Below are 26,843 nucleotides of genomic sequence, written 5' to 3'. Positions count from 1 at the left end.
CTACTTACCAGACTTGCTTATTAATTTTACGAGATTCGAAAACTGAGCGAAAAGGTTTGATGCGTCTAGTGAGTTGTCCTCTAAAGCGACATTGCCTTCGGAGAAAATATTTTTAGCCAGTTCGGTCTTAATTTGCTCCGCTTTCACCTTGTCAAGCAATGCCAAATAGGGGTCAATTGTCGAAAGAATCAATTCTCTTCTTCGATTTAGGATCTCGTTACTCCTGTGACTTGTAGATTCTCTGGCCAGATAAAAACCAGGTATAAATAGGATAAGCGAGAAAAAACTACGGCCTGCGATATTTTTCCAGTCAAAGGTGTAATCTGAAAAGTCTTTGAACATTCTGGCGACTTCCGGCGCCAACAAAATAACAACTCCGGCAATCATAAATAGAAAAGCAAATCTTCGAAGCCAGTCAGCAGTCTTTTTCTCTTCATTTGCATACAACGAATAAGACCCTGCTTGCAATGTATTTACGACAACACCAAATACCTTTGAAGCATCATCAAGATACTTACCTAGCACGTCAAGTGAAACTGCCACCTTCTCAGCCAGTTTTTCAAACTCTTTGTCGGCCTTCTCTTGAAGCTTCAGCGACACTGCTTCGAATTTTGTGTTTCTCCCCTGCTCTCCACTTTGAAATTGGGTATTGAATTCAGCCGTTTGTTTTTCAATTGTTTGAGAAACTGTCTTCAATTGAGCTTGGAGATCATTCAAATTTACGCTTACAGCATTTGTACCTAATTTTAATTTTTCGATACCTTTTGAAACTTCATCAATTCTTGTGTCAGTATTTTCTTTCAGATTTTTTAGATGTTCATCTAAAACAGACGCATAAACTGTAGCTGATTTGCTCAATGCGCCCTTTTGTTGGGCCGTTAAATTGAAGGGTGTCTGACTAAAAATTACAATCAATTGGTCGGCATGATTATTTGAATTCTGGAGATGACCTGGATTCTGATTGCCTTTAAATGCATTTAACTCATTCAAGCAATTTGTCGCATGCTGGTTTGCCCCATTCAAAAAAGAGGCGGGCATAAGCTCTGGATCAATTTGTTCCAATATTGAATCAATATAAGAAACTACTTTAAATAATCTTGCAATTTCTTTAACTGCCTGTTCAGAATTATTTTTTTCTAAATCTTCACTCGATAAAACATCGTGTAAAGTTGACCAAGTTTTTTTAAAGGCATGAGTTTCGTACTGTTCATTCCATCTGGACATCATGCAACCTCCTCAATGAAATTCAATTCACCGCAAAGAAGTTTTGGCAATAAGGTGTCTCGAAGAGTGGCGAATGTTTTGTTTTCACACAAGCCACAAGAAATCTTCCCCCTGACAATTCCGACAGTTTTAGAAAATACTTCCATCAATTCTTTCGGATATTTTGGCACTGGTAGTCTATAAACATTGTTGCGGTTCAGCCCAGGAACAGCAGCGTCAGTGTTCATTTTTTCTAATCCGAGGGTTTGAAGCAAATAAAAAAGAACTTCAAAAGTGGCCCCGTTCTTTGGCACAACGTAGAAGACCGTATCAATGGCGAAAAAATCCCGATCCTCCCAATACAATGCCCCGACTGTTCCTTTGCGCCCGACAATGATTCCAGGGCCTGCAACCAATGGTTTGTCGTGAAATCCAGTAATCCCACCGGAGCCATAGACGGGGAAATCACCATCTCTTCGTTCAGTTTTAGTCAGTGACTTGCCATAGCAAAGATCCAGTAAGTTTTCCAATCGTTGCCCCCCCCACCCCTCCGGAATCAACCCCAACTCCGACTCCACCAGCTCATCGGGAAACAGGGCGGCGGTGGCGGCGAGTTGCTGGTAGTGTTCGGAGGAAAGCTGGTCGAGTTCGGGCTCAAGTTTGCCGCTGATGGCGCACATGCCGGCGCGCTCGGGGTCGCGGCCGGCAGCTTTGGCTTCGATCTTGGCTTTGACCGGCTCGAAATCGACAAACCAGCTTTTGAAGATGGTCTGGGCGATCTGTTCGAGGGTTTGGTTGATTTGGCGGTTGAGTTCGATTTTGTCGTCAATTTCTAAGAGGATTTTACCTATCCGTTTCTGGACTTCTAACTCTGGGAAATAAATAGGAACATCGCTCAATATTTTAGTATTGATTGAGGGCATAGTAGCGCCAACGGCAATACTGCGCAGGTAATTCTTGAATCCTTCATGGCCGAAAAAATACGAGAGATAGATGGGATCTATTAAATCCCTTTTGGCTCGAACCCTTAAGCAACGACCTGAGAAAAGCCAACCATTCTCAGCTTTGCGAACTAAGGAGCGCCTGTCTACAGAGCCTACGCGGGAAAAGACGATATCTCCTTCTTGCAGGCTATACCGAGAAAGCCGATCTCTATCTGCGTCACTTACAAATGGCGTGTTGTCGTGCAAAATCCTATTTTCGCCTAAATGTTCGACGGTAATTATTGGTGTACCTATTTCAACGTAATCTTCTTGGTGCAACTGACTGCCGAACGGACCAGTTTGAACCCCTATTTTCTCCACACATAATTCAGAGAGCTTGGCAGTCTGAAAATCAGCTGAAATAGGTCCGTACTCAGTTGTAATTTGCTCAGAACTCATACCCAAGCCCCGCCAAATTCCGCTTTATCTTCCCTTCCAACTCCGCACTCTGCGCAAACTGCTCCTGTAACTGCGCCGTCAATCGCGCCATCTTCTCGGCAAAGGGTTCGCCATCCTCCACCTCGTCCGCCGCACCGACATAGCGCCCCGGCGTCAGCACGAAGTCGTGCTTCTTGATCTCCTCCAGCGTCGCCGAGTAGCAGAAGCCGGCCTCGTCGGCATAATCCTTCCCCTGCTGCCAAGCATGAAAGGTATCGGCGACCTTGGCGATGTCCTCCGGCTTGAAGTCGCGCAGTACCCGGTCCTTCATGTAGCCGAGGTTACGGGCATCGATGAAGAGTACCTTGCCGGAGCGGTCGGCCAGCGTCCCCCGCGCCTTCTTGTTGCGGGTGAGAAACCAGATGCAGGCGGGAATCTGCGTGTTGGTGAAGAGCTGCCCCGGCAGAGCGACCATGCACTCAACCAGATCGTTCTCCACAAGCGCCCGGCGGATATCTCCCTCGGTGTTGGTGTTGGAGCTCATCGAGCCGTTGGCCAGCAGCAGGCCCATGGAGCCGCCTGGCGCCAGGTGGTAGAGCATATGCTGCAACCAGGCGAAGTTGGCGTTTCCGCTGGGCGGCTTGCCGTACTGCCAGCGCGGGTCGTCGTCGCTGACGCCGGTATCCCACTCCTTCATGTTGAAGGGAGGATTGGCCATGATGGTGTCGGCGCGCAGATCGGGGTGCTGATCGTTGGTGAAGGTGTTGGCCGGCTCCTTGCCGAAGTTGAAATCGAGGCCGCGGATGACCATGTTCATCGCCGCCAGTTGCCAGGTGGTGTGGTTGTACTCTTGGCCGTAGATGGAGACGTTGCCGAGCTTGCCGCCGTGCTCCTTGATGAACTGCTCGCTCTGCACGAAGAAGCCGCCCGAGCCCATGGCCGGGTCATAGACGCGCCCGGAGAAGGGCTGCAGCATCTCGACGATGAGGGTGACGATCGATTTGGGGGTGTAGAACTGGCCCCCCTTCTTCCCTTCGGCGAGGGCGAACTGGCCAAGGAAGTATTCATAGACGTGGCCGAGAATATCCTTGGCCTGCAAGGAGGCGTGCTTGAAGGGGATGGTGGCGATGAGGTCGATCAGCTCGCCGAGCTTGGCCTGGTCGATCTGCAACCGGCCGTACTGTTTATTGAGCACCCCTTTGAGCTTGGGGTTGTCCTTCTCGATGGCCTCCAGCGCATCGTCGATCAGCCGCCCGACGCTGCGCATGGTGTAGACCGTCTCCTTGCCGTTCTTGATGACGATCTCGCTGCCGGGCGGCAGCTTGGAATGGTTCTGCAGCGTCTCCCAGCGCGCCAGCTGCGGCACCCAAAAGACGTTCTTCTCGGTGTAGTAGTCGCGGATCTCCAACTCGGCGGCGATCTCCGCCTCATACTCCGCCGCAGTTTCGTAATCATCAGGGTTGAGGTAGTAGTCGTGGTTCTCGTTCTTAAACTGCTCGATCAGCTCCTGGCGGCGGATATCGAAGGCGTCGGAGACGTATTTGACGAAAATCAAGCCGAGAACAACATGCTTGTAGACCGCTGCATCAAGCGCCGGCAGCAGCTTATTGGCGGCGGTCCAGAGTTTCTTTTCGAGATTTTGCAGAAATTCTTGTTCAGACATCTACTACTCCAGGGGCACGGTTTTTATGAAAAATGCAGAAGGGTTGAAAAGGATTAATACTAATTTCAAAAGCTACCATACTGAAAACACAAATGGTATCAGGAAAAACCCTAGAAATAGTATTTGGAGGGGGTGTCAGGAACAGAATGAACAAAGGACGACCCCAAATGGAATCGCCCTTGATGGCATGCCCTTGTCTATGACCTCTTTGACCTTAACTTTTCTTAACAACCTCGCGCCCTGCTGCGCTGCCGTCCTTTCGCTGTATCCGGCTCTGATTGCCGCCACACTCTGAGGTTACAGGGGGGAACAATTCGTTCCCCCTACCGACACGCTCTCTTGATCCCGGCATATTTCCGTGTCCAGGTGTTGAGGCTCGGAGTGTCCCGTCCGACAATTACCCATGCCTTGCGGTCGTCGATCCTTGCCGACCCTGCCACGACATTCGATTTCGCTTTCTTGATTCGTCGCTGCTTACAGACGATGGCTTGGTCCTGGCAAGACCGGCATGAGGGGTGTTTCGCGTCAAAAGCTCTCCCGAATGGGCACATGGTTTCAATCCTCTTCCTTCTTTATGGGGGGCGCCAACACCCCAACAAATCCGGCCGCGTTGACTTCCGCCAACATCGTCTTTGTGCAGCAGACAATCGCCTGATCGGTTGGGATGGAACAATAAAAGGCTCGCGCCCGTGGCGTCGATTTCTTGATTGTGTTTTGACGCAACTCCGACTCAAAACCTATCCCGTCAGGGTCCATTCTCCTGCAGTTTCCGCACAGCTTCCGAACCCCTCGGGCCCCTTCGGCCACCTCATATGCTCTTGTTTTCGCTCCGCAGCGTGGGCAGATCAGGTGTTTCTTGACAATCCGCACAGTGTCAGCGTCGGTGTAATCAGCATCGTCAAAGGATTCAACTTGATCCATACTCGCGTCCTTATTTTGTTTGGGGTGGCACGACTGCCGGGCAACTCGGGGTGTGGCCTCCCGCTCACCCCGTGCGCCCTTGTTTCGTTCAGCCCTACCCATGAGCCACCCCCTGCCGCGGAATGGGTAATCCCTTGGCCCGGTTCAGGCACCAGGGGCAGCCCTCCACCTTCTCCGGTGTCCACGGCTCCAGCAGGACGGGACCACACCCAGAGCACTCCCTGCTCGCCGTATAGGACGGGGGTGCAATCCCCTTCCGCCGCAAGCGCCGAAAGTGAATGGTCTGGGCCAGGTGCGAATGCCATCGAGGATCTGCTTTAATCTTTTCCCATTGAGGATCCTGTCCAAACTCGGCTTCCAATTCCGACATAGCGAGCCCGTGCGGTAAGGTTGCCGGAACCAGCGAAGGGCATTCCTTTTGGATAAAGTCAGAAAAGTTCACGGTTGTCTCTCCACAAAAAGCTGGGCCTTGCGGTCAAAGTAAAAGCCAAACATCCCTTCAGCTTCGGCGCCGTCCTCACGGTGTTTGTCGCAGCACATAAAGGCGTCATATTCCCGTTGAATGTCATCCCGCGTCTTGCCGCGGACACTGCCCCCGTTGTCGAGAATGGCCAGATCCCGCTCCTTGGCTTTGTTGCGATGAACCACCAGAACATTGTCCACCATGTCTGTCAGTGCCCCGGTCCCCTTCACGTCCATCTTTCCCGGTGGGCTGAATTCGTCGCCCCCCTTGCGCGCATGGGCCACCAGGTGAACGTGGGTGCCGGTACTTTTGGCAAAGTCCCCTAGGGTGTCGATGAATGCCTTCTGGCCGTTGTAATCGTCCTCTCCGATGCCGCACTTGCTCAGGCTGTCGATGACGAACTGCTTCACCCCGTAGCGATGAAAGGCAAAGCGGAAGACCTCTAACAGCCGCTCGCGCTTGGCTGTCCCCGTCAGGTCGAAAATCCAGACCGAGCCGTTTAAAATCTCCATGGACGTGCGGATCATATCCGGCGAAGGATTGGGGATTTTGGTCCACTGTTGCACCATGCGCCCGAGGGTCTTTTCTGGGTGCATCTCCATCGAGGCGATGCAGCAAGGGGCATTCTGCTTAGCCGCCCCCATCATGACCTGCCCAAGCAACAGGCTCTTGCCGTGGCCATTGATACCGGTCCAAATGGAGACCTCACCGTCATAGAGTCGAAGCCTGCCCTTTGTCTTCTCCCACGGAAGATCAATTCCCGGACGCTGGCCACCAGAAGGATGAAAGCGGTTGATAACGCCATCGATGTAAGCCTGGGCCGGTTTCAGTTCTTCCGGGTCGAAGGTTCCAGCCTTCTGGAAACATAGCAGGACCTCTTCCTTCGGAATGCCAGCCTGTAAGCACTCGTTAGCATCCTTTTTCGGCAACGTGACCACCTTGCAGCGGTGCAAACCCAGCCGGCGGGCAATCTCCTTGGCCGCTGCCTGCCCTTCTGCGTCGGCGTCCATGACCAAGAAAATCTCACTGAATCGCTCCAACCATTCGTAACAGCAGTCAATCCACGCCTGTTTTTCGCCAGTGCCACCACCGAACGGGACCGACACGGCAGGCATCCCATATTCGAAGAGGCTCAGGGCGTCAATCTCCCCTTCCGTGATGGCGAGGAATCGTTGATTCTCGGGGATGACCTGCATCCCGTAGAGGATCGGCTCACAACCGGATTCGACAACGGTCTGCTTCTTGCCGTCCCGGCGCTCCAGGTGCAGGTATTTGGTGAAGACCAGTTCTTTCTCTCGCAGGTAGGGGAAGACGATCCACGGGCCTCTCCAGGGCTGTTGCTTCTTCCAGTTCTTCCAAGGGCCGACCTCTGGCACCTCGGCCACCTGATAGGCGGTAAGGCTCTTATCGGTGAGGCCACGACTTAGGAGATATTCCTTCACCCTGGACTGAGGCTTGGTCAAACCTTTCGGCTTCTCGGGTCTTCGGTAGGTTTTTACACTCTGAGGCGTTTTCTCTGGCTCAGATATGCCCAAGTATGCTTTTGCCTCCACGATGGCCTCAGGGAAGGAAACAGAGCGCACAGAACGCCAAAGGTCAAGCAGGTCACCGCCTTCGCCTGTTGCAAAGTCACTCCATACACCGGCCTTGCCTCCAGAGATACAAACTTTGAGAGATCTCCCGGATTCACCGCCCACACTTCCGACGCACCATTCACGACCTTGCCGTGTGCCACCCGGGAGAAGATAGGCAGCCACATCTTCGGCGCGTTCAGCGAGTCTGCGGGCAATCTGTCCAGCGTCCATCAGAAAACCCTCCGTCCGGCTGTCGCAATGGCAACCACCCCGCCCCGGTTCTTTTCGCCATCACGCTGCATTTGCAGTAGGAGCGTGTCGAACTTCTCCCGCAGCTTGACCCCGCTCAGGATATTGCAGCGCCAGAACGTATCAGCCTGGCACCACTCAATGACGGCCTCAACCTCTTCCTGGGATCGCTTGTCGAGGCGGAGCATCTTGTCGATGTCATCCGACCAGCGTTCAACGCTCCCCTCTTTCCGCTCAGGCCCGAGAAGCTTGTTGTTCGGATTGTTGGCAAAGATCAGTTCCGCCAGGCGACCCGACAACCGGAGGGCGTCGGGAAGGATATTCTTTTCCTTCTTACCTTCTTTACTTCTTGATAGTTGCCCGGTCTTTGCCTGGTCGTTGCCGACCTCGTTGCCTGGTTCCTCGGCACTACCTTGGTAACTACGCCAGTTTATTACAGAAATAATGCGACCCGTCTTTGCCGACTTGTTTGCCAGAAAATTCAATTTTTCAAAACGTGCGATTGCTGACCTGACAGACTTGACGGAGACGCCGGCTTTGCTCGCCAGGGAAGAAAGTGAGGTCACGAACTGGCCCGGCTGGATCTCGAACTTCCGCCCCTCCCAGGCCCATTGCCGGGACTCATGGCTTGCCGACAGGAGAATGGCAACCAATACGGCCTTCTGGTCCGCAGTCGCCGTCGTCCATACCGGATCGCTCAAGAGTGCGCGATAGAACTTGATCCAGCCCCCATTCATCTACGCCTCCTTCACAGCAAGCCGACGCTCGGCTTCACGTCTAGCGGACCGCTCCTCGCGCCACAGCCTTTCTGTGTCGGCAAGGGCAACCTCAAGCAGCTGTACCTGGGCTTTGAGGTCGTCGAACTCCAGCAGCCGCCTGCAATTTTCGAAGAATGCCGATGCAGCTTGATCGTTGGGGTTGGCCTGTGTCGTTGTCATTGGCGCCCCCCTCAGTTTCCGGCTTTCTCAATCAGCTCGCGAATGTCGCTGACCTTCCAGACCGTCGTGCGAGGTCCGAGCTTAACGGGTTTCGGATAGCGGCCAGACTTGACGCCGGCCCACCAGGCCGACCTGCTCACGGGGATGATGGGGGGAACGGGTGGATCTGCTTTGGGCTTGCCGATGATCTGGGGGAGCCGGACGTAGCCGGACTCGGGGAGAGGGTTTGACATAGTGTAACCTCCTTTGTTTTTTGGAGGCCACGCTAGTCTTTTTGTAATGGCTTGTCAGTGTACGGAAAATCAGGTATTTTCCGTACCCTCTTTCAAGCCGCTTCCACAGTAAGGGCAAACGGCACTGGAATTCCCTTGTTGCTCTTCAAAGATTTCTTCCAGCCTGTTTTCCAGGCTATTACGTAACCTTTTTCGTTCTGATTCGATTGAAATTCCCCATTCCTTGTCTCGTTTTTTCACTCTACTTACGATTTTCTTTATTGCCTCATAGTCAAATTCGAAGGACGTGTCTGGATTCGGCCATGCGAGTTCCTCCATCGCCGCATTCTTCGAGACTTTCTGCTCATTGCATAGCTTCACAACTTGCTCAAATACATCCCTCTCGAAGTCTGCTCTTTCCTTTTTCAGACCGGCTGGGCGACCCTTTTTCCTAGAAATGCTGTCTAGGAGGTTCGCGAGAAATAGCCACTCATCTTCAGTAATTTCTTTCCTGGCGGGTTGGCAGATCATCGCCCTGATCAGCTCTTCCAACGGCCTTATGGTCGCCCCCTCTGGCAACCCTTTTATGATCGCATTTATGAGCTCTTCCAATAACATCATAGTCGCCCCCCTCCGGCGTCCCTTCAAGATTCTGCCCGCCCGGGCCGCTTATAAGCTCAAATCATCCCCTTCTCGCGAACGGAATCACGTTCTCGGTGCTTTGCTTCAAAGAGTCCAGGTAGTCGGCCCACCGTTGCATCAAAGTGCGTCTCTCGGGCAAAAACGTGGTTCGGTTATAGGCCCGACCCAGAGCGTCAGCAACACGGTGCGCCAGCTGCATTTCGATCAAGTCGATGCGTTCATGCAGACATTCGGCGGCCAGGGTACGGAACACAGCACGCCAGCCATGTGAGGTCATTTCGTCCTTCTCAAAACCCAATCTTCGCATCGCGGCATTCAAAGTATTATCGCTGATCGGTCGCGCCACTGAACGGACAGAGTGAAAGACATATCTGCCCGACCCTGTGAGCGGTTGAATCTCTCGAAGAAGCTCTATGGCCTGCTTTGATAACGGGACAAGATGGGGAGTTTTCATCTTCATCTTGCCAGAGGGGACATTCCAAGTTCCCTCATCAAAATCTATCTCACTCCACTCCATGTGCCGCAATTCGCCTGGACGTGCTGCCACCAAAGGATGAAGAAGCAAGGCGGTCCTTACAATTGCAGAACCATCGAAGCCTTCTAGGGCTCGGAGCAAGCCCCCTACCTTTTTGGGGTCCGTAATCGCAGGGAGATGCTTCCGTTTAAACGGTTGCAGCGCTCCGCGCAGATCGGCGGTCACATCCCTTTCAACATAGCCACAAGCAACCCCATAACGAAGAATACGGGAGACCAGACTCTTTGTTCTGTGAGCAAGCTCAACCGCCTCTCTTTTTTCAATTGGCCTCAACACGCCATCAAGGACCATTTTAGGGGTAAGTTCTGCGTTTGGGGTATTCCCTATAACAGGGAAAACATCGACTTCTAACCTCCGCCAAAGCATTAACCTTGTCTTTTCAGCCAAGGTACTTTGCTTGCTATACCACTCTTCGGCTAATCGCTTAAAGGTGTTAGCTTGGCGGGCCGCAGCCTCTTCTCTTTCACTTTTTTTAGCCAGGGAAGGGTCTACTCCGGCAGCAACAAGCCCTCTAGCCCAAGCTCTTTTTTCTCTGGCATCTGCAAGGGACAAGTCAGGGTAAGCACCAAAGGAAATTTGTTTTTCCTTGCCGTTAAACCGATACTTAAAACGCCATATTTTGGAGGGTTTGGCCTTTGTATTTTTGGCCGGGGGAGTGATAAGAAGGAAGAGTCCACCGCCGTCAAACAGCTTGGTTGGTTTTTCAGAAGCCTTGGCCTGCCTGACCTGGGTATCACTAAGCGGGGTTACTTGCTTCGCCATAACAGCCTCCTTTGGGGGTAGGCAAAACAGCAATAGGGACTACGTACCCCAACATATACCCCCAAGAACGGGGTATGTCAATGGACAACAACAGATATTACTGGACGATAAAAACAGAAAGACCCGCTATTTTAGCGGGCCTCCTGGACTTACCTAACTTGTATTGGATTCCTAATTGGTGCCCGGGACGGGAATCGAACCCGTACAGCCATAAGGCCGAGGGATTTTAAGTCCCTTGCGTCTGCCAGTTCCGCCACCCGGGCAATGCAGCGCTAAAACTAATCAATTTGACCGGGAAGTGTCAACCGAAAACATGGTATGTTGCGGGCATTGATCAACTTTAAAAGGAGACCGTGTGAATAACAAAACGCTCAATTGTCCCCGGTGCGGGGAGGCCGTCACCGTCTATCGCAACCCTGTTCCCACCGTGGATATCATTATTCGCCGTGGCAACGCGATCGTCCTGATCAAACGCGAAAACCCGCCACTGGGTTGGGCGTTGCCGGGGGGATTTGTCGATTATGGCGAAACACTGGAAGAAGCGGCGGTGCGGGAGGCCCAGGAAGAAACGGGGCTAAACCTGTCTGAGTTAACCCAGTTCGGCGCCTATTCGGATCCCGCGCGGGATCCGCGTCAGCACACCATCTCTTTTGTCTTTTCGGCCAGGGAAGAGGGCTGGCTGGCCAGCGGCGACGATGCCGCCGAAGCACACTGGTTTGATTGGGATAATCTTCCTCAGCCTTTGTGCTTCGATCACGCCAAGATCTTGCAGGACTACGAGGACAGGCAGAGGTAATATCACCTAGGCAAAAAAATGGATTTCGGGCTCTTCAGGGAGCAGACCATATTTGGCGCAGAGATGGAAAAAGTGCCGCACGCCACGAAGGTGCTCTTCGCCTAGATCATAGGACATGCACTGCCAGTAGTCCACCAGCCCCTCTTCCCCCATCCACTCTTTTTCGGGGGTTTCCGCCGCCACCTCACCTAGGTTTTCCATGGCCTGCTCGCGAGATTGCGCCAGTTGGCGCCGGAGGGCGCGCAGGGCTTCCCCCTTTTTTTCTGCCGCGTCGCGACGCAAAATCCACAGCGCGAAAACAAACGGCAATCCGGTGAAACGCTTCCACAAGCCACCCAGATCGTAGATCTGCTGCCCTTCGATACGGTTGCGGGCAGCCCGCAACGCCCGGTCGCCGATCAGGAGCGCGGTCTTTCCCTCGGCGATCAGCTCTTCAACGGGGCGATCAGGCACGGTGCTGCGGAAATTTTCGCACCCCAGGTATTCTCGCAGGAGAACCTGAAGGAGATTGATCGAGGTGGCGGATTCTCCTGTCAGGTAAAACACCTCCTCTTTCAGGTCTTCCAGATCTCTGGTGGAAAAAAGCAGGACACTTTGGACATCGCCGAAGCAGCTGATGGAATGTTCCGGCAAAAGGAGGTACTGACGCCAGTTGCGGGCATATTCGAACGAAGAGGAGGGGCTGACGTCGATATCGCCATCGTGAAGCATGGCATTGAGACGGGAGGGGACACCTTGCACGATGCGGACGGCATGGCCTTCCAGCGTTGCGGGCAAAAAGTGAAAAAACGGGACGCAGTTAATATAGTGGATATGGCCGATATTCAATACTGTCATGGTTGCATTCGCAAAACAGGCGCAGGGGCGAGAGGATCCTCTACGGCCGATACGTAGATGCCCTGACTTTCGAGGAGCATCCCGGTAACCCGCAGGTACTCTGTCACGCTTTGGTTGTAGTCGACCAGGGCAAGGGTGTGCTCGGTATGGGCCAGCGAAAGGTCTTCTTCTCCTTCCAGAACGTCACGGGTGGTGGCCAGCCCAACTTCCTGGCGTTTGAGCAGGATACTCAGCTTTTCCTCGGCCAGAGCCTTGCCGAGTTCGGTGACCTCAATTTTTTTCCGACTGACCTCCAGGGTGCGAGCAGCTTGACGAATCTCACGGCGAACTTCCTGCTTCTTTTGGGCAAGCAGAGCTGCCTGGCTTTTACGCAGCAGAGCGCTTCGGTGAGCTTCGTAGCGGGCGGCGCGATTGCCGAGAGGATAAGAAAGCGCCAAGCCCACTTCCCAGTTTTCGAAATCTCCCGAGGCCATCTCATCGTGGCTGTCAGCGAAACTATCTCCCAGGCTTTTGTATCCGTAGCTGGCCACCAGGTCGACAGCGGGAAGTTGCTGATTTTTGGCCAGGGTATGTTCCAATTCAAGCTTCTCAAGTTGCCGAAGGTGGCGTTGTATTTCCGGGCGCCGGCGCAAGGCCTGCCGATATCCCTCCTCTTCATCAACGGCCAAGGCAGGGACCGACAGAGGTGTTTCCGCCAATTCGGGAGAAGCATCAGCTGCTACCAGAACCGCCAGTTCATCCAGGGCATCGCGATAGGCCTGTTGTGCCTCCAGCAGTTCTCTTTCACGCACATTGAGGCCAACCTCGGCTTCAAGAATTTCATGTTGCGGCAGAACTTCGGCCTCAACACGGGCCTTATTCTCGGCCAGAATTCGGCGGGCCAGCGCGACAGAGGTTTCGCGCGTGTGCAGGGTTTCGCGTACCCCCAGGGCCTGGAAATATGTATCCCGAACCTGGGCTACCAGGTGAGAGGCCTTCAGCAGCAGATCCGTCAAGGAGGTTTCCCGCTCCCTGGCCGCCAAGATAATGGCCTGTTCGGTAGGCAACAGCCCGAAGTTTTTCAGGAGTGGCTGGCGCAGGGTCAGAGCTGCCTCGCCGGTAAAGGCCGGGTTGATGGCGCCCGCCGGCTCGTCGTCCTGGCGGCGGGAAGTATAAATCAGCCCAACATCGGCACCCGTGGGAAGCTTCTGTAATAGGGAAAAGGACAGCTGCCGGTAGCGGCTTTCCGCCCCCCTGAACGAAGGGGTATAGAACAGGTTGAGGGGCTCCTGCCCCTGCCCTTCGGTGTAGGACAGCTCGGCCCGGGGATCATATAGGCCGAACCCTTTCAGCTCCAGGGCGCGGCTGGCCCGGTGCTGCAACTGCTGGGCCTTGAGATCGAGATTGCGTTCGATGGCAAGACGTTGTGCCTGCGCCAGGTCAAGAGAACGGGAGGGCGCGGCCCAAACATCCCCTGGTAAAACGGCCAGTGCTATCAGAATAACCCAAAACCATTTCATTGAAATTTAATGCGAGCGATGTCGCTGGCGCGAATCTGGTAGTTTCCGTAAGAGGTTTTTCCATAAAACATGGCCCTTTTGCGGCTGACAACCTGGAGTGTTTCTCCCGATTTCAGGGCCAGGCTGGCCTGGACATCTTCCCCGCTGATCTCACCAAATTCGATGGATTTAACGTTCCGGAAGAACACTGTCACCTTGCCGTCCCCCAACCAACCTTCGAAGTAGGTGTTTCCATCCATGGAAAACTGGGATATCGCCGTATTGGTGCCGCTGCGATCCAGCAGACTGACAGCATGATTTTCGTCAGGCTCGGGGACCGAACCCTGCGGACCGCCTCCCATACCCAACAGGACCAAGGCGCCCAGAAGGACAAAAATAGACAGCCACACACGTTTCATTATGGTCTCCTTTCGGCAAGGACTATTTCTAGTAGGTGCTCAACAACCACTCTGGCAAGGTTGACGTGAATCCTTGAAAGTCCAATTCGGGTTTAGGTACCGGGTGCAGGCCAGCTGTTGGGCCAGCGTCCACTCGGCTGCGGTTACCTGATCCGGCACCAGGCTAATTCCGAGGCTTCGGATAAAGGTCTCTATCAGCTTTAGCTCCAGCATATCAACAGTGACAGGATGATCAAGCCAGCGGTTGACCCAGCCAATCTTCTGGCCGTAGGCGGACACTCCCTGGCCTTTACAGTCGACCGCCCCTGGAGTCAGCACCCGATAGAGCATCTCCAGGTCGAGATCGACGGGGATGGAGCCGTGCTGGAGAAAAACACCGTCCCCTCGTTTCTGCGCGCTCCCGGCAATTTTACACCCCCGACAGGTCAACTCATAATGAGATACAGCGGTAAAGCAGGCGCTCTCAGGTGCTGTCCTCGGTGTTTTTTCGCTAAACTGTCCGGGGGCCAACTGCACATCGAGTCCGCAAGACCTAAGGGTCTGCCCGACGATATCAGCGATAATTCGATAGCTGGATAGTAGTCCCGCCGGAAAAAGACTCGTGCGATCGGGAGAAATGACCGAATAGGTTACCTCCTGATCATGCAGCACCGCCCTGCCGCCTGTCATGCGCCGCACGACCTGAATCCCCAGTTCCGCACAGGCTGACAAGTTGACGGCCTGATGGGTTTTCTGGGCGTATCCCAGACTCACTGTGGGCGGCTGCCAACGATAGAGCCTCAGTACAGGTGGCGACTGGCCACACCGAACGGCTTCCCACAGAGACTCATCCAGAGCCATATTGAGCGAGCCGGATAGTGGCCCGGTCTGCAGAAGCCGCCACGAAACCAAACACCTACCCCCAAAGAGAAAAAGCCAGGAAGACCCCTGACTTTTTCCATCTACTAGAAGAACAGTCGTTCCATAAAACCTGTATCAACCTTGCCTTCCATGAAATCCTTGTTCGCCATGATGCGTTGATGCAAGGAGATGGAAGTACGAATGCCCTCGATAATATATTCATCCAGGGCCCGTGACATGCGCTTAATGGCTTCTTCACGCGTATCCGCATGGACGATGAGTTTGGCAATCATGGAATCGTAGTGAGGAAGGACCGTGTACTTGTCATAAACGGCGCTGTCCACCCGTACACCAAGCCCGCCGGGGGTATGATACCCATCGATCTTGCCGGGAGAGGGTGTGAATTTCACGGGATCTTCCGCGTTGATCCGGCATTCGATGGCATGACCGTGGATCTTCACATCCGATTGTTTGTAACGCAGAGGAAGCCCATACGCCGACCGTATCTGCTCTTTGATGATGTCGATGCCCGTGATCATCTCAGTGACGGGATGTTCCACCTGAACGCGGGTATTCATCTCCATGAAGTAGAAGCTGCCATCCTGATCCAGGAGAAATTCCATGGTGCCGACACTGGTGTAGTTAACAGCCTTGGCTGCGGCTACGGCACACTCCCCCATCCTTTTGCGGACGTCGGGGTTCAGCACCGGGCAGGGCGCCTCTTCGACCAGTTTCTGGTGACGACGCTGGATCGAGCAGTCCCGCTCGCCAAGGTGAATCACGTTGCCGTGTTTGTCGGCCAGAATCTGGATTTCCACGTGGCGCGGCTTTTCACAGAACTTTTCGATGTAAACATCAGGATTGCCAAATCCGGCCTGGGCCTCGGAACGGGCCGCCGCGAAGGCATTGCCCAAAGAAGCCGGCGAATGCACCACCTTCATGCCGCGACCACCACCACCGGCGGTCGCCTTGATGATAACCGGGTAACCGATCTCATCGGCAATGCGCTTGGCTTCTTCAACGGAAAAGACGCCCTCTTTGGTGCCAGGCAGAATGGGGACGCCGGCCTCGGTCACAGTCTGCCGCGCCCGGATTTTATCCCCCATGCGCCGCATGTTTTCGGGGGTGGGTCCGATGAAGGTGATGCCGCAGTTGGCACAGATTTCAGCAAACTCAGCGTTTTCCGACAAAAAGCCATAGCCGGGATGAATGGCCTCGGCATCGGTGACCTCGGCGGCGCTGATAATGGCCTGCATGTTCAGATAGCTTTCCGAGCTCGGCGCCGGACCGATGCAGATACTCTCGTCGGCCATTTTGACGTGCAGGGCCTCGTGGTCAGCCGTCGAATGGACCGCAACGGTTTTGATCCCCATTTCCTTGCAGGCGCGGATGATGCGCAGGGCGATCTCTCCGCGGTTAGCGATCAGGACCTTGTGAAACATGGATTCATCTACTCCTATAAATGCTTCGATAATTCGAAAGAGTCAGCCAACGAAAGGCGGCCGCCCTTGGAGTGCTCTGTCGAAAATTAGAGCTTCTCGACCACAAAGAGAGGGTCTCCGAATTCCACAGGCTGAGCGTTCTCTTTGAGAATTTCGATGACCTTGCATTTAAAGTCTGCCTCGATCTCGTTCATCAGCTTCATGGCTTCCACAATGCAGAAGACCTGTCCTTTTTCGACTACGGAGCCGACCTCGACATACGCCGCCGATTCCGGGGACGGCGCCCGGTAGAAGGTACCGACGATGGGAGAGTTGATGATCTCCTGCCGCTCACCGAGGGCCGGTCCAGCCGCCGGGGCTGCCGGCGCAGCCGCCGGGGCGGGGGCGGCTGGAGCCTGCATGACAGGCGCAGCCGCCATGGCCGGCGCAGCCATTTGAGCCGGAGCGGTCACATGAACGATCTCCTGGGTCTTGCCACGGCGGATGGAAATCTTTTCTTCCGTGTTCTCCATTTCAAATTCGGTGATATCCGTTTCCGTGACCATCTTGATCAGTGTTTTAAGATCTTTGATATCCATTTATATCCTCCTGTTATCTTTCGTGAAACAACGGAATGGCTCAAGAAAGCCCACCCTCTGTACAATTGATATGCCCCACCCCTCTCAGCAGGGCAGAACAGTATAGCCTTTGGGTATTTTGGTCAGGGTGCGGTAGCCATCCCTGGTCACCAGCACCATATCCTCAATGCGAACACCGCCTGTTCCGGGCAGATATATGCCCGGTTCGATGGTAAATACCATGCCTTCCACCGCCACGTCATCACTTCGCGACGACAGCGTTGGTGCCTCATGAACCTGCAGGCCGACGCCGTGCCCTAAGCCGTGCCCGAAACAATCCCCATAACCATGGGCCTGAATATGCCCTCGCGCCGCCGCGTCGACATCTTGAAGCCGTACCCCCGGACGCACCAGCTGCATGGCCCTGTCATGGGCCTCCAGGACAATATCGTAAATGTCTCGCAGCTCGGACGACACCTCACCGACAGCCAGCGTGACCGTCTCATCGGAATGGTAGCCGTTAAGGCGGGTGCCAAAATCGATGGTAACGAGATCCCCTTCGGCAATCACCTTATCCGAAGCGACTCCATGGGGCAATGCCCCACGAAGGCCGGAAGCGACGATCAGGTCAAAGGATCGATCCTCCCCTCCCAGGCGTCGCATAGCAAATTCCAAGGCCAGGGCGACATCCCTTTCGGAAACGCCCGGCTTTATCTGGGGCTGTATCTCAAAAAAAGCCTCAGCGGCAATAGTGGCGGCTTTTTCAATGAAAACTACTTCGTCATCCTTTTTGGTCGCCCGCAGGTCTCGAAGTTCCTTCCCGAGAGGAATCCATTCCAGGGCAGGGTTGCTTTCCTTCAGGCGCTGGAGTTCAGCGCAGGTCATCGCCTCTGCCTCAAAACCAACCCGGCGGCATCCTTCGGATGCAAGAAAGGATGTCACACCATCTGCCTTGAGCCGGTATTCTCTCACCTCCTTCGCCACAACCTGCTGCCGGGCCTGAGAGGTATAACGAGAATCGGTAAGGAAACAGGTTTTTTCGCGGGTGAGGACCAAAACACCGTCCGACCCGGTAAAGCCCGAGTGATAGCGAACATTGGCTGCCCCGGTAAAAAGCAGGGCATCCAGCTTGTATCCCGCCAAAATAGTCTGAGCGGAGGCGGTTCTGTCTTGTACCATAATGGGCTTTTACCCTCAATAACTATCTATTTCAGTCTCGCTAAAAGTCCGCGAACAGCCAACTGGTAGCCAAAGGCCCCTAAGCCGGCGATCTGCCCGAGAACGACAGGGGCCACATACGAATGCCGCCTGAATTCCTCTCGCGCATGGACATTGGAGAGATGAACCTCCACTGTTGGGATCGCCACTGCCGCAATGGCATCACGAAGAGCGACACTGGTATGGGTCAGCCCCCCGGGGTTGATGACCATCCCGGCTATCCCTTCGGTCCGGGCGGCGTGAATGCGATCGATAAGAGCCCCTTCGTGATTGGACTGAAAGAAAACGAGGTTAACGCCCAGCTCCCGCCCGAGATCGGTCAGTTGTCGATTGATATCTTCAAGGGTCTCATGACCGTACACTTCCGGTTCGCGGGAACCGAGAAGATTGAGATTGGGGCCGTGCAATACAAGAAAGGTCATAAAGGGCCTTTATTGAAGAGCTTCCAGAAATCTGGGCGTCTCTTTCATAAGGAGGTAGCGCCCTTTGCCAAAGTTGCCATCAGACCCTACCGTCAGCGCCACAAAATAATCCTGCCCAACAGAGCGCAAAATGACATAAAACTGGGAAGTCCTGATAACCACTTCTTCCATGGCCCCCGTACCAAGCACCTCAATCGTCTTGCGGATTTCTTTCAGGATATTGGCATATTCCACGGAAACCAGCTGCAGGTCGACATCTTCAATGGGTAGAAAATACTGGTCGATGGCGATGCCGTCATAGCCCATCAGGACGGCGCCTACGCCGCCAGGAGTCTTCTCCACGATTCCCTGCAGCATCTCAGCGAACATCCATTTTCCTCCTGTGAATCGATTCCAGCCAGCCGTTTAAGACCGCAAGCAAATCGGGACGCCGCGAAGGCTCGGCCGATGGGGGTGATATAAGATTCTCCACCTCGGGCGGAACGGCATGGGTAAGCGACGCATCTTTCAAAGGCGGCGTCAGGACAGCCTTTTCGGCAGTGCCCCCTTCAGTCTCCAGAATGCGTTGTTGCAGATCGGTGAGCTTCTGTTTGACAACCGTATTCTGGGGGTCTGCCCGTAGCAGGTCACGATAGACCTTCAGAGCCCGTTGCAAAAATCCCTGCCGAATATAAATTTCGGCGATGGTGGCGGTGGTGATCGGTTCCACTCCCCTATCAGCCGCATTTTCGGCGGCTCCGGAGGACACCACCGGCGAAGGCTCGATGGCGGCTCGATTAGCCTCCTCCCCTTTTACGTCCTCATCCTCTGTAACCAGGGAGGCGGCTTTTTGCTGCCAACGCAGGGCCAGATTTTCTTCTCCTAGGAGCCGGCAGGTTCGGACGAGCTCGTTGATCGCCTCCATGTTTTCAGATTCGATGGCCAAAGCTTTTTCAAAAGATTGCCGCGCATCGCCCAAGTGTCCCTTCTCTACCTGAATACGCCCCAGGGCAAGAAACCCGGCCGGATACAAGGGTTGCGAAAGAGTACCCTGCAGAGCAATATCGAGCGCATCATCGAGCATTCCCATGCTGCGGTACGCATCGGCCAAGGGCACAAAGACCGTGGACTTCGGGTCGCGAGACAGAATTTCGGTATAGGTTGCTATTTTTCCAAGAAGGGTGGAGGCGGGAGAGCTGTTTGACATGCGCGATACCTAACCTTCTGACAAGTTATTCAAAAGAGGGGCGAAAAGGGCCTCCGGGTCGGGAACATCTCTAACCAGACAATCCCCTATCCCCTTGTTGAGCACCATGCGCAGAACCCCCTGCTTGACTTTCTTGTCCCGTCCCATGGCCTGAAGATATTGTTCAATTGAAAACGCTGGGAAGGAGACTGGCAGCCTGAAGCCAACCAACAGGTTTTTGATGGCCTGCACGTCCTGACGGGTGCAGAGCCCGAGAGACATGGCAATCTCGGACGCGAATACCATTCCGATCGAAACCGCCTCTCCATGGCGATAGGTGCCATACCCTGTCAGCGTCTCGACCGCGTGTCCGAACGTGTGTCCAAAATTAAGTATAGCCCTTAAGGTGCTTTCTTTTTCATCAACTTCTACAACATCCGCCTTGATTTGGCAAGACCTCTTTACAGCGTGAATGAGCGCCGAAGGGTCTTGGTTTAAGAGCCTGTCTCTGTGAGCGCAAAGCCATTCAAAAAACGTGTCATCCCGGATGACGCCGTATTTAACCACCTCGGCCAGGCCGGCGGAGAATTCACGTTCTGGTAAGGAGCCCAGAGTTTCCACGTCAATATGAACGTGGACAGGCTGATAGAAAGCCCCGATCAGATTTTTGCCCAGAGGGTGATTGATCGCTGTTTTCCCACCGACAGAGCTGTCGACCTGGGATAGCAGGGTGGTTGGAACCTGCACGAAAGGGATCCCCCGGAGGTATGTGGCAGCCGCAAAACCGGTAATATCCCCGATGACTCCGCCTCCAAGCGCCAGCAGTCCCGAGGAACGGTCGAATCCCTTTTCGATAAGTGCATCATAGATTTGCTGCAACGAAGAGAAATTCTTAAATTCTTCCCCATCGCCAATAAGAATCGCGGTGGATGAGAACTTATGGGCTGTCAGAATCTCCTCAATGCGCTGCCCGTACAATGCATAGACGGTCGGATTGCTGACAACAGCAACTTTCCGGGGGAAGGAAGCCGCGGCCAGAGCCACACCCAATTGGTCGAGAATTCCCAGACCAATCCAGATCGGGTAGCTCCGCTCCCCAAGACCAACGACAATTCTTTCAGGCACGATGTTTCTCCCTTGAGAGCATCTCGACGATGCTGAGGGCTACTTCAGATGGCTTTTGATTCTTGACTGCCACCCGAAGGTCGGCTTGTTCGTACAACGGCTGTCTTTGTGCAAAAAGAGCCCGGACGTTTTCGAGGTCCTTGCCGGTAACCAGGGGACGGTCAGGGCAATCGGCAATTCTGGAAACAATGGTTTCCCAGTCATTTTCAAGATAGATGACCGCCCCCAAGCGACGCATCACCTCCCAGTTTTTGGCGCGCCCCACTATACCGCCACCGGTCGCCACAACACAATGCGTTCTTTTCAACATCGCCTCCAGGGCTTCACTTTCGAGTACCCTGAAGTACTCTTCGCCCTGAACCGCAAATATGTTTTTGATCGATGTTTTGGCTTTTTCTTCAATCGAGTGATCCAGGTCGACAAACTCTCGTCCGGTCAAGGCAGCCAACACCCGCCCTACGGTAGTTTTTCCTGCCCCCATAAAGCCGACAAGAACAAGATGGTCAGGTTTTTCAGAGGATGCACGGTTTTTTGTCATGATCTTTTACGGTTTCACTTCCTGGCCAGCGTTCTATACAAAAAAGGACAGGTCACCCTGTCCTTTTTTTGCTTCAACTGAAAGAATACGTATTTATTCGGAAATAATCCGCGGCGTAATAAAGACCAGCAGTTCGCGACGGTCATTGGACTTGTTCGTCGACTTGAACAGATGGCCAAGCACCGGGATATGCATGAGAATCGGCACCCCTTGCGAGCTGTAAGATTCATTTTCGACGAAAATCCCGCCGAGTACAGTCGTCTCGCCGTCCTTGAGAAGCAGTTTGGTCTCCGCCTCTTTTTTATCGATAGCAGGAGCAGTCGCTCCGGCCACCGTCGTCGGCGTGTTGTTGGAGGCCTTGATTTCCAGAATCACCGTATTGTCCGGATTGATGATCGGCTTTACTTCCAATTCGAGTGTTGCATCAACAAACTCGGTTCGGGTTCCCGCATCGCCAACGGACTGGTAAGGTATCTGTGTTCCCTGAGAGATGGTGGCTTCCTCACCGTTAAGCGTCGTTACCCGCGGCTTGGAGATAACCTTGCTCTGCCCCCGTGTCTCAGAGGCTGCCAGACGCAGATCAAGAATAGTGGAATCGATACCGATATTGCCGAACCGGAGGCTACCACCCAGGCCAGGTGTTCCGACAGTGGAAGGGAGCAAGAAGCTGCCGCCGCCGGCCAGTCCGCCAAGGGTCGGATCCAGGTAGGGATCGCCATCCCCCGTGTACGTGATTCCCCAATTGATACCCAGGTCGCGCCCGAAATTGGAGTTGGCCTCGACAATCCGGGCCTCGATCATGACCTGTTTCTCCGGCGTATCGAGAATCTTGACCAGTTTTCTCACTTCGGCGATACGCGAGGCGATGTCACTGACGATAATCTGCTTGTTGCGGGCATCTTCAGTAATTTTCCCTCTTTCAGTAAGCAATTCACGAGCGGGAGCTGAGACATTTTTCAGGTCGGTGTAACTGACGCTGATCACTTCCGTCACCAGATCTTCCAGCTGTTCCTTGGTGCGGGCAGCAGTCAGCTTGGCTTCATCCATGGAGCGGATTTTCGCCTTGGGCAGAACGCGGACGACGTTACCTTCCTGAATCATGCCTAATTCCTTGATTTCAAGGACGAGATCCAGAGCCTGGTCCCAGGGTACATCGATAAGGCGCAGACTGATATTGCCCTTGACCTCTTCCGCGACAATGATGTTCTGGTTGCTGACCTCGGCGATCAACTGCAGAATCTTGCGGATGTCGGCATCATCAAAAACCAGGGTGACCTTCTCCCCCGTATACTGAGGCTTGACGACGGGGCTCAGAGTCGTTGGGCTCTCCTCTGGTACGGCGGAATCCTGGACCATTGCTGAATCGTTTTCAACCGGGGCGGCTACCGCTGTAACCACGGGGGCTTGCTCCTGGGCAGGCACCGCGAGGCTCACGGTTTCCAGAGGTGAGGGAGCTGCTTCAGCATAGCTGCCATCCTGCACAACAAACCGAACCTCCCTGCCGTCAGTCTTCAGCTCATAGGGAACGGAACCTTTGAGTTCAACGGCGAAACGCACGGTCTGGCTGGCCTCTTCCTGTACGGTGTAAGGCGTAATGAGCTTAACGGCACTAGGAAAGGCGGAAGCGTCAAAAACGCGACGCAGACTGCGGCTGATATAGGCATTTTTGACATCGAAGGAGACGATATTTCCTTTTTGCAATGGTTTGCCGACGGTAGCAGCACGGGAAAGGCTGACGGTGAAGACGGACTGACCATTTTCTGCACTAAAATCCAAGGCCTCGACATCAACAGCACTTGAAGCAGCCTCGACAACCGGTGCTGGTGCCGAAGTCGCGGCAACAACGGGAGCGGGGCTATCTTTCTGAGTCTGCTCACCCGCCGTCCAGGTAACCAATACCTTGTCCTGATCGCTATTGACGGCAAAATCCGGCAGCGCAGCGCTGGATGCATCAAAGACGAAACGCGTCTTGTCCGGATAGGTGCCAACCCTTATCTTGTCAAATCCATTCTGGGCCGTGAAGGACTTCTCCGTAAAGGCAGGCTTCACCCCCAGAAGATCGACAACCAGGCGGGATGGCGAATTAAGTGTGAAGTATTTGAAGGAAGGCTCACCCGATGTCTGGCTGAAAACAGCCTTCCCGGGGGTTACGTCCACGGCGGAAACCATCTTGCCTGCCACAGGAGCAGGCTTTGCGGATTCAACGGCCTTTTTAACGACAGGAGCAGGCGCCATGGCGGTAGCGGCGGCAACAACCGGCTTCGACTCGGCCGCGCCACGGAACGTCAGAGTAAATCGCTCTTTGACCAGCGACACATCATAGGCCGAGGGCTTGGACAGAACCAACTCAACACGCCCCAGCTTGCCCGAAGGAAGCTCGGTGGTAGAGGCTTTAATTTCCTGCAGAGGGGACTGATTGACGGCAGTCAGCGCAGAGACCGCCGACACATCCATGCCGGGGAAGTCGATGACCACCCGGACCGGGTCGAAAGACTCGTAAACCGTATAACGGTATTCGACAGGCTTTTCCGTCACCAACCCTACCACCGGCAGGCCATCGGCTTCCTGTACCTGAATCTCGACCAGTCGATTAGTCGAGGTCTTGGCCGGGCTATCGGCCGCCCCGGCATATCCAGCCAAAAGAAAGGTGGACACAAGAACAACAAGCAAACTGACCCTGCCCAAAAACAAACCACCAAATGACATACGCTTCATATCGCTAGACTCCTTCCCGCTGCGGAAGTTGGATTTTCTGAAAGCTTTGCTGTTCCTTGCCCATCATATCAAGATAGGTCTCGCGGACCAAAACGGCATCTTTTTCCACCGAGGTAACCACTCCACCGTTACGCCCTACCTTTATCCCTTTTTTCAGGATATAGGACTTCTGATCCGGTGCGATCACCATGGCCACCGGATCACCCTTGCCTAGAATAATCCCGATCAACTTGAGTTGAGCCAGGTCAAATTTCTGCAGGGGGGTCAATTGCTCAGGGGCTTCCAAGGAAACCCTTTGGACCTGAACAATGGCCTTAAAGGGGTCCCGCTTCCCCTCCGCCGTGTAGACATACTGGGGAGCTTCCTTGACTTCCTCTTCAGGAGCAGTCGCCTCCTTGGGTTTTACCGGCGTCTTAGCGACAGTTTTTTTCTGCTTCGGGGAAGGTTTGGTCGTGTCGTTGTCAGCGCCGCACCCGCTGAGCAGACCCACGGCCAGCAAAATTGTCAGCAATGGAAAAAAGAGTCTGCGTATCATTATTTCTTCCTCTTCTTTTTAGCAGATTCCGCTGGAGGCTGTTCTACAAACCTAAATGTCGTCGCCATACAATCGACCGACAGAAGCTCCCCTTTACCGCTTGAAAGTTTCACATTTCCAATATTGACAATTCGAGGCAACTGGCCAACCTCATAAAAAAAGGAGGCTACCTGGTGAAAAGAACCTACAAGCTTCAATTCTACCGGAACATCTGCATAAAAACCACGTGAGACTTCCTTCCCAGGCTTAAACCGAAGGACTTCCAAACCCTGGTCGTTGGCCAGAGATGCGATACTCGAAAGGAGGCTGGGGATCTCTTTCTGATTAGGCAGTTGCGTTAAGGCCGCCTGTAGCTGTTCGGACATTTTTTCAAATTCGGCCTTGAATTTGGGAAGGTTATTGGCAATGCGGCGATCTTCCTGCAGTTTAGATTCGAGGGTTTCACTCTTTTCCTGCAAACTGCGTAGCTCTTCCTGTTTAGGCAGATAGAGCAAGTAGACAAAAAGGGCGACAACGACCGCCACAAGTCCTACCAAGATAAGAATTCTCTGATAGAGAGGGAGCTTCAGAAGTTTTTCAACACGAGGATTCATGGTCAATGCACCTCATTTCGCGGCAGATTGTTTGGCAGGCGTCTGTGCTCTGCAGGAGATCTCAAACTTGTGGAGGACATTATCCTTGTTGCGAGTCTGCTCTACGACCCTCAGCTCTACATTTTGATAGTAATCAGAGGTTTCGAGCTTTCGCATAAACTGCGCCACAGTTTCTTCCGTGAGACTGACCCCGCTCATAACAATATTACCGTTTGATTCCGAATAGCTAACAACCCACATTTTGTCGGGAATAGCCAGACTCAGTTCATCAAGAAGCCGAACCGGCCCGGTTTTCCCGGCACTGAGCTTATCCAGAATGTCAAGCTTTTCTCGAAGTTCCTGCTGGCGCTTCTTAAACTGTGCCACCTCGCCTATTTTCTTTTTTAGCGAAGCAATCTCCGCCTCTTTTTGAGCAATGAGGGCCTTTTCATCACTGATCTTTGAGGACAAACTCATGTAAAGCCCACCACAGACCAACAGCGCTATGAGAAGGGTCACACCAAGTACAGCTAACTGCCCCTTGACTATCTCCTTCTTCCTGGTCGCTTTTACGGGTAATAGATTGATCCGTATCATTTATCCCCCGCCCTCCTCATCGCCAGGCCAACCCCTACAGTAAACATCGGGCCGACATTCTGGATGTATTCAGGGTCAAATTCCTTGCTATCGACACCCATCAATTCAAAAGGATTAAACACTTCCACGGGAATACCCAGCCGTTTTTCCAGCATCCCCTTAACGCCAGGCGTTTGAGAGACCCCGCCGGTTATAAAAACTTTGTGAACTTTTTCATCAGCTGACGTCGCCGAGAAGAAGTCGAGAGAGCGCTGTACTTCCTGGGCCAGGCTTTCCGTCGCAGACGCCACGATTTCCTGAACGGATTCGGAATCTGCGCCTTCAACCTCTTCGCCATGCTTCGCCCGCTCACTATCTTCACTATTGAGACCAAGGCGTTTTTGAATTTCGTCGTTGACCATATTGCCACCGACCTGAACATCCCTGGTAAAAACCGTGTTCCCGGCCTTGAGAATATTGACATTCATAGCGCTGGCCCCCATGTTGATGAGGGCTACCACTTCTTCATCTTCAAACCCTAGACAAGACTCAAAAGCATTCTCGAGCGCAAAGCAGTCGACATCCATGACAACCGGCGTCAAGCCGCACTCGTTGAAGACCGCGACATAGTCGTTGACCATATCCTTCTTGGCCGCCACCAGGGTAACATTCATCACCGAGGGATCGTTCGCATCGGGCCCCAGGATATGAAAATCAAGATTCACCTCGGATACCTCAAAGGGGATATACTGCTCAGCCTCCCATTGAATCGAAGCCTCCAGTTCATCTTCGGTCATAAGAGGCAGTTGTATCTTGCGGATGATGACCGAATGGCCAGACACCGAAGTAGCGACATTTTTTGTCTTGATCTTGAGGCTTTCCACCAGACCGCGAATGGCATCCGCCAAGGCGGCGGAATCCATAATGGCGTTGTCGACAATGACCTCGTTAGGCAATTCGGTCATGCCAAAAGTCACGAGATGATACCTCCCCTTGGACTCCCGCAACTGCACCAGCTTAACAGCACTGGAGCCGATATCGACACCGATCAAATCCTTATTCGACTTGAACAACATGAATTCATC

Annotated in this window: 29 protein-coding genes and 1 tRNA gene; 1 reads left to right on the top strand and 29 read right to left on the bottom strand. The window is 53.6% G+C overall.

The genetic code is table 11. The features are described from left to right. From MJO47_RS10060 to MJO47_RS10010, 12 genes are all read right to left on the bottom strand, one after another. A complete protein-coding gene (locus MJO47_RS10060; protein ID WP_253960992.1) occupies positions 1-1,227 on the bottom strand; it encodes a hypothetical protein in 1,227 nt (408 codons plus the stop codon). Further along, on the bottom strand, positions 1,224-2,585 hold the full coding sequence (locus MJO47_RS10055; protein ID WP_253960991.1) for a restriction endonuclease subunit S: 1,362 nt from the start codon (positions 2,583-2,585) through the stop codon (positions 1,224-1,226). Before MJO47_RS10055 ends, MJO47_RS10060 begins: the two co-directional genes overlap by 4 nt. Next, positions 2,575-4,227, bottom strand: a complete 1,653-nt coding sequence (locus MJO47_RS10050) for a class I SAM-dependent DNA methyltransferase (protein ID WP_253960990.1) — start codon at positions 4,225-4,227, stop codon at positions 2,575-2,577. Before MJO47_RS10050 ends, MJO47_RS10055 begins: the two co-directional genes overlap by 11 nt. A gap of 135 nt (positions 4,228-4,362) precedes the next feature. Further along, positions 4,363-4,515 carry a terminase small subunit gene (locus MJO47_RS15645; RefSeq protein WP_371926664.1) on the bottom strand — a complete coding sequence of 51 codons (153 nt, stop codon included), beginning with the start codon at positions 4,513-4,515 and terminating at the stop codon, positions 4,363-4,365. Positions 4,516-4,782: 267 nt separating this feature from the next. Further along, positions 4,783-5,148, bottom strand: a complete 366-nt coding sequence (locus tag MJO47_RS10045; protein WP_253960989.1) for a hypothetical protein — start codon at positions 5,146-5,148, stop codon at positions 4,783-4,785. A gap of 438 nt (positions 5,149-5,586) precedes the next feature. Next, positions 5,587-7,074: a bifunctional DNA primase/helicase gene (locus MJO47_RS10040; RefSeq protein WP_253960988.1), complete on the bottom strand. Its 1,488-nt coding sequence runs from the start codon at positions 7,072-7,074 to the stop codon at positions 5,587-5,589. A 341-nt stretch (positions 7,075-7,415) separates the two neighbouring features. After that, positions 7,416-8,171 carry a hypothetical protein gene (locus tag MJO47_RS10035; protein ID WP_253960987.1) on the bottom strand — a complete coding sequence of 252 codons (756 nt, stop codon included), beginning with the start codon at positions 8,169-8,171 and terminating at the stop codon, positions 7,416-7,418. Then, on the bottom strand, positions 8,172-8,372 hold the full coding sequence (locus tag MJO47_RS10030) for a hypothetical protein (protein WP_253960986.1): 201 nt from the start codon (positions 8,370-8,372) through the stop codon (positions 8,172-8,174). It abuts the gene before it with no gap. Between the two features lie 11 nt (positions 8,373-8,383). Next, complete coding sequence (locus MJO47_RS10025) at positions 8,384-8,605, bottom strand: AlpA family transcriptional regulator (protein WP_253960985.1); 222 nt, start codon at positions 8,603-8,605, stop codon at positions 8,384-8,386. A gap of 69 nt (positions 8,606-8,674) precedes the next feature. Then, positions 8,675-9,205 carry a hypothetical protein gene (locus MJO47_RS10020; RefSeq protein WP_253960984.1) on the bottom strand — a complete coding sequence of 177 codons (531 nt, stop codon included), beginning with the start codon at positions 9,203-9,205 and terminating at the stop codon, positions 8,675-8,677. A gap of 61 nt (positions 9,206-9,266) precedes the next feature. Beyond that, the gene (locus tag MJO47_RS10015; RefSeq protein ID WP_253960983.1) at positions 9,267-10,523 is read right to left on the bottom strand and encodes an integrase arm-type DNA-binding domain-containing protein; all 1,257 of its coding nucleotides are present in this window, start codon (positions 10,521-10,523) and stop codon (positions 9,267-9,269) included. Positions 10,524-10,699: 176 nt separating this feature from the next. Further along, positions 10,700-10,786 (bottom strand) — tRNA-Leu (locus tag MJO47_RS10010). Positions 10,787-10,878: 92 nt separating this feature from the next. On the opposite strand from MJO47_RS10010, the gene MJO47_RS10005 reads away from it, so the two are divergent. Beyond that, positions 10,879-11,319 (top strand): NUDIX domain-containing protein, encoded by a 441-nt coding sequence (locus tag MJO47_RS10005; RefSeq protein ID WP_371926663.1) that lies wholly within the window; start codon positions 10,879-10,881, stop codon positions 11,317-11,319. Between the two features lie 6 nt (positions 11,320-11,325). Here the strand turns inward: MJO47_RS10005 and MJO47_RS10000 are convergent, their stop codons facing one another. The 17 genes from MJO47_RS10000 to pilM form a co-directional block, all read right to left on the bottom strand. Continuing rightward, the gene (locus MJO47_RS10000) at positions 11,326-12,156 is read right to left on the bottom strand and encodes a menaquinone biosynthetic enzyme MqnA/MqnD family protein (protein WP_253960982.1); all 831 of its coding nucleotides are present in this window, start codon (positions 12,154-12,156) and stop codon (positions 11,326-11,328) included. Further along, positions 12,153-13,655 (bottom strand): TolC family protein, encoded by a 1,503-nt coding sequence (locus tag MJO47_RS09995; RefSeq protein WP_253960981.1) that lies wholly within the window; start codon positions 13,653-13,655, stop codon positions 12,153-12,155. The genes MJO47_RS10000 and MJO47_RS09995 overlap by 4 nt, the downstream gene beginning before the upstream one ends. Next, positions 13,652-14,053 (bottom strand): hypothetical protein, encoded by a 402-nt coding sequence (locus MJO47_RS09990; protein WP_253960980.1) that lies wholly within the window; start codon positions 14,051-14,053, stop codon positions 13,652-13,654. The genes MJO47_RS09995 and MJO47_RS09990 overlap by 4 nt, the downstream gene beginning before the upstream one ends. 39 nt (positions 14,054-14,092) lie before the next feature. Then, positions 14,093-14,944 (bottom strand): lipoate--protein ligase family protein, encoded by an 852-nt coding sequence (locus tag MJO47_RS09985; RefSeq protein ID WP_253960979.1) that lies wholly within the window; start codon positions 14,942-14,944, stop codon positions 14,093-14,095. 53 nt (positions 14,945-14,997) lie between these two features. Beyond that, complete coding sequence (gene accC / locus MJO47_RS09980) at positions 14,998-16,335, bottom strand: acetyl-CoA carboxylase biotin carboxylase subunit (RefSeq protein WP_253960978.1); 1,338 nt, start codon at positions 16,333-16,335, stop codon at positions 14,998-15,000. An 86-nt stretch (positions 16,336-16,421) separates the two neighbouring features. Then, on the bottom strand, positions 16,422-16,913 hold the full coding sequence (accB, locus tag MJO47_RS09975; RefSeq protein WP_253960977.1) for an acetyl-CoA carboxylase biotin carboxyl carrier protein: 492 nt from the start codon (positions 16,911-16,913) through the stop codon (positions 16,422-16,424). An 84-nt stretch (positions 16,914-16,997) separates the two neighbouring features. Then, positions 16,998-18,071 carry an aminopeptidase P family protein gene (locus MJO47_RS09970; protein WP_253960976.1) on the bottom strand — a complete coding sequence of 358 codons (1,074 nt, stop codon included), beginning with the start codon at positions 18,069-18,071 and terminating at the stop codon, positions 16,998-17,000. 26 nt (positions 18,072-18,097) lie between these two features. Next, a complete protein-coding gene (gene aroQ, locus MJO47_RS09965; RefSeq protein ID WP_253960975.1) occupies positions 18,098-18,532 on the bottom strand; it encodes a type II 3-dehydroquinate dehydratase in 435 nt (144 codons plus the stop codon). A 9-nt stretch (positions 18,533-18,541) separates the two neighbouring features. Continuing rightward, complete coding sequence (locus tag MJO47_RS09960) at positions 18,542-18,901, bottom strand: roadblock/LC7 domain-containing protein (protein ID WP_253960974.1); 360 nt, start codon at positions 18,899-18,901, stop codon at positions 18,542-18,544. Continuing rightward, on the bottom strand, positions 18,891-19,718 hold the full coding sequence (locus tag MJO47_RS09955) for a lipopolysaccharide assembly protein LapB (protein ID WP_253960973.1): 828 nt from the start codon (positions 19,716-19,718) through the stop codon (positions 18,891-18,893). The genes MJO47_RS09960 and MJO47_RS09955 overlap by 11 nt, the downstream gene beginning before the upstream one ends. Before the next feature lie 9 nt (positions 19,719-19,727). After that, entirely contained in the window at positions 19,728-20,825 is a 1,098-nt protein-coding gene (gene aroB, locus MJO47_RS09950; RefSeq protein WP_371926693.1) for a 3-dehydroquinate synthase, read from the bottom strand. Further along, positions 20,815-21,360: a shikimate kinase gene (locus MJO47_RS09945; RefSeq protein ID WP_253960971.1), complete on the bottom strand. Its 546-nt coding sequence runs from the start codon at positions 21,358-21,360 to the stop codon at positions 20,815-20,817. The genes aroB and MJO47_RS09945 overlap by 11 nt, the downstream gene beginning before the upstream one ends. Positions 21,361-21,453: 93 nt before the next feature. After that, positions 21,454-24,075 carry a type IV pilus secretin family protein gene (gene pilQ, locus MJO47_RS09940; protein ID WP_253960970.1) on the bottom strand — a complete coding sequence of 874 codons (2,622 nt, stop codon included), beginning with the start codon at positions 24,073-24,075 and terminating at the stop codon, positions 21,454-21,456. Between the two features lie 4 nt (positions 24,076-24,079). Continuing rightward, complete coding sequence (locus tag MJO47_RS09935) at positions 24,080-24,610, bottom strand: pilus assembly protein PilP (RefSeq protein WP_253960969.1); 531 nt, start codon at positions 24,608-24,610, stop codon at positions 24,080-24,082. Continuing rightward, on the bottom strand, positions 24,610-25,203 hold the full coding sequence (locus MJO47_RS09930; RefSeq protein WP_253960968.1) for a type 4a pilus biogenesis protein PilO: 594 nt from the start codon (positions 25,201-25,203) through the stop codon (positions 24,610-24,612). The genes MJO47_RS09935 and MJO47_RS09930 overlap by 1 nt, the downstream gene beginning before the upstream one ends. A gap of 12 nt (positions 25,204-25,215) precedes the next feature. Beyond that, complete coding sequence (locus MJO47_RS09925; protein ID WP_253960967.1) at positions 25,216-25,779, bottom strand: PilN domain-containing protein; 564 nt, start codon at positions 25,777-25,779, stop codon at positions 25,216-25,218. Beyond that, positions 25,776-26,834 carry a type IV pilus biogenesis protein PilM gene (gene pilM, locus MJO47_RS09920; protein WP_253960966.1) on the bottom strand — a complete coding sequence of 353 codons (1,059 nt, stop codon included), beginning with the start codon at positions 26,832-26,834 and terminating at the stop codon, positions 25,776-25,778. The genes MJO47_RS09925 and pilM overlap by 4 nt, the downstream gene beginning before the upstream one ends. Positions 26,835-26,843: the final 9 nt, after the last annotated feature.

The sequence above is a fragment of the Desulfuromonas sp. KJ2020 genome (assembly GCF_024197615.1).
Taxonomy (GTDB): domain Bacteria; phylum Desulfobacterota; class Desulfuromonadia; order Desulfuromonadales; family SZUA-540; genus SZUA-540.
This window is presented reverse-complemented; position numbering and strand designations above follow the sequence as displayed.

Coding starts and splice junctions, on each gene's coding strand:
- aroQ (WP_253960975.1), bottom strand. CDS start 18,532: ATGACCTTTCTTGTATTGCACGGCCCCAATCTCAATCTTCTCGGTTCC.
- MJO47_RS10060 (WP_253960992.1), bottom strand. CDS start 1,227: ATGATGTCCAGATGGAATGAACAGTACGAAACTCATGCCTTTAAAAAA.
- MJO47_RS09955 (WP_253960973.1), bottom strand. CDS start 19,718: ATGTCAAACAGCTCTCCCGCCTCCACCCTTCTTGGAAAAATAGCAACC.
- accC (WP_253960978.1), bottom strand. CDS start 16,335: ATGTTTCACAAGGTCCTGATCGCTAACCGCGGAGAGATCGCCCTGCGC.
- MJO47_RS10050 (WP_253960990.1), bottom strand. CDS start 4,227: ATGTCTGAACAAGAATTTCTGCAAAATCTCGAAAAGAAACTCTGGACC.
- MJO47_RS09995 (WP_253960981.1), bottom strand. CDS start 13,655: ATGAAATGGTTTTGGGTTATTCTGATAGCACTGGCCGTTTTACCAGGG.
- accB (WP_253960977.1), bottom strand. CDS start 16,913: ATGGATATCAAAGATCTTAAAACACTGATCAAGATGGTCACGGAAACG.
- MJO47_RS09945 (WP_253960971.1), bottom strand. CDS start 21,360: ATGACAAAAAACCGTGCATCCTCTGAAAAACCTGACCATCTTGTTCTT.
- MJO47_RS10025 (WP_253960985.1), bottom strand. CDS start 8,605: ATGTCAAACCCTCTCCCCGAGTCCGGCTACGTCCGGCTCCCCCAGATC.
- MJO47_RS10035 (WP_253960987.1), bottom strand. CDS start 8,171: ATGAATGGGGGCTGGATCAAGTTCTATCGCGCACTCTTGAGCGATCCG.
- pilM (WP_253960966.1), bottom strand. CDS start 26,834: ATGTTGTTCAAGTCGAATAAGGATTTGATCGGTGTCGATATCGGCTCC.
- MJO47_RS10015 (WP_253960983.1), bottom strand. CDS start 10,523: ATGGCGAAGCAAGTAACCCCGCTTAGTGATACCCAGGTCAGGCAGGCC.
- MJO47_RS09935 (WP_253960969.1), bottom strand. CDS start 24,610: ATGATACGCAGACTCTTTTTTCCATTGCTGACAATTTTGCTGGCCGTG.
- MJO47_RS10020 (WP_253960984.1), bottom strand. CDS start 9,205: ATGATGTTATTGGAAGAGCTCATAAATGCGATCATAAAAGGGTTGCCA.
- MJO47_RS10000 (WP_253960982.1), bottom strand. CDS start 12,156: ATGACAGTATTGAATATCGGCCATATCCACTATATTAACTGCGTCCCG.
- MJO47_RS09970 (WP_253960976.1), bottom strand. CDS start 18,071: ATGGTACAAGACAGAACCGCCTCCGCTCAGACTATTTTGGCGGGATAC.
- MJO47_RS10055 (WP_253960991.1), bottom strand. CDS start 2,585: ATGAGTTCTGAGCAAATTACAACTGAGTACGGACCTATTTCAGCTGAT.
- MJO47_RS10030 (WP_253960986.1), bottom strand. CDS start 8,372: ATGACAACGACACAGGCCAACCCCAACGATCAAGCTGCATCGGCATTC.
- MJO47_RS09930 (WP_253960968.1), bottom strand. CDS start 25,203: ATGAATCCTCGTGTTGAAAAACTTCTGAAGCTCCCTCTCTATCAGAGA.
- MJO47_RS10045 (WP_253960989.1), bottom strand. CDS start 5,148: ATGGATCAAGTTGAATCCTTTGACGATGCTGATTACACCGACGCTGAC.
- MJO47_RS09960 (WP_253960974.1), bottom strand. CDS start 18,901: ATGTTCGCTGAGATGCTGCAGGGAATCGTGGAGAAGACTCCTGGCGGC.
- MJO47_RS09990 (WP_253960980.1), bottom strand. CDS start 14,053: ATGAAACGTGTGTGGCTGTCTATTTTTGTCCTTCTGGGCGCCTTGGTC.
- pilQ (WP_253960970.1), bottom strand. CDS start 24,075: ATGAAGCGTATGTCATTTGGTGGTTTGTTTTTGGGCAGGGTCAGTTTG.
- MJO47_RS09925 (WP_253960967.1), bottom strand. CDS start 25,779: ATGATACGGATCAATCTATTACCCGTAAAAGCGACCAGGAAGAAGGAG.